The sequence below is a fragment of the Pseudovibrio sp. W74 genome, assembly GCF_001623085.1.
GTDB lineage: Bacteria > Pseudomonadota > Alphaproteobacteria > Rhizobiales > Stappiaceae > Pseudovibrio.
Window position 1 is genome coordinate 1 of the sequence record NZ_LMCJ01000012.1, and the last position, 1,097, is coordinate 1,097.

Below are 1,097 nucleotides of genomic sequence, written 5' to 3' on the forward strand. Positions count from 1 at the left end.
TGATCTGGGACCCAACGACCTCCGCCTCGCTACCATTCAAGCACAAAACAAACACACAGGGATCCAGAGTCACCTCCACCAACGCCAGCTCTTTTGATATTGGCTTGATGAGTAAAGTTGATAGATGAACCAGAATTATCTCATAAATTTCAGAGAGTAATGCGTTCCTCTAATTTGCTGTTGGTTATTGATGAATTATGCATAAGTTGTATAAAATTTTCTTGCAATTATAACTGCTTCGACAAAGACTGGTCGCACACAGTGCTAGTGGTCGGCGCTGTTCTCTTCATCATGTTTGGCATCGGTTAATTAGCCAATTTCGATTGCAAAATGCTTGGGCAGCAAAAGTTGCCTTAAGTTGCAACATTGGCGTGGCGATGCGAAAGGGATTTTGCATGTTTGGTGGTTTTCGGAAAAAGATGACACGACAGACCATCGAGATGGTTAAGCAGCCGTATGCAATATTTCAACACCACCACGGTATCCCTGCAGGGTTTTGGCAGGATGAGTTTGTGGTTGGTTTCTTTGGGTCTATGGTTAGCATGGTTGCGATGATACTTGCCAAAGGTAAGTTGAGCCGAACTGATAGAGGTTATGTACTCCAAGACAGCTTTTCTGCTCTTTCCAATATGAATGGTATGGCAATAGCTCAAAGATTTACCGAGCTTTCCATGCAAAAGCCTATGAGTGCATCATTCAAACAAGGAGTAGATAATGGCGCGATTATCTCATTCGCGATGTTTGGAACAACAGCCCCAGAAGATCAAATGTTGATTGATGCTGCAGAACAAGAAGCAGCTCGTTTGGGACTTCCATTGCCAAGTTATTTGATGATGACACTTTATGTCGAGGAGCTTAAAGAGCGTTTCGATCTATCTTAGATGTCTTAATCTCCACCTTTTGCACCCCGACAATCTTCCCTTCCTCCAACGCGATCATCGACCATATGTTGTGAGCGCCGCCCTGCTGCTTAGCTCTGGATACCGGATCTTCACTTCGTTCGTCCGGCATGACGGCGAGGGTGGGCGTGGAGCTTAAAGCCCCCACCGCCGTCTTCCCGCACTTGATGCGGGATCCAGCCGGAACTCACCTCTGAT

General features: G+C 45.9%; 1 protein-coding gene. It reads left to right on the plus strand.

The genetic code is table 11. From position 1 onward, the window contains the following. The first annotated feature begins 395 nt into the window (after window positions 1-395). Complete coding sequence (locus PsW74_RS08910; RefSeq protein WP_063289753.1) at window positions 396-881, plus strand: hypothetical protein; 486 nt, start codon at window positions 396-398, stop codon at window positions 879-881. Window positions 882-1,097 lie beyond the last annotated feature (216 nt).

Bases quoted from the DNA above. Each gene is read 5' to 3' on its own strand.
- PsW74_RS08910 (WP_063289753.1), top strand. From the start codon at position 396: ATGTTTGGTGGTTTTCGGAAAAAGATGACACGACAGACCATCGAGATG.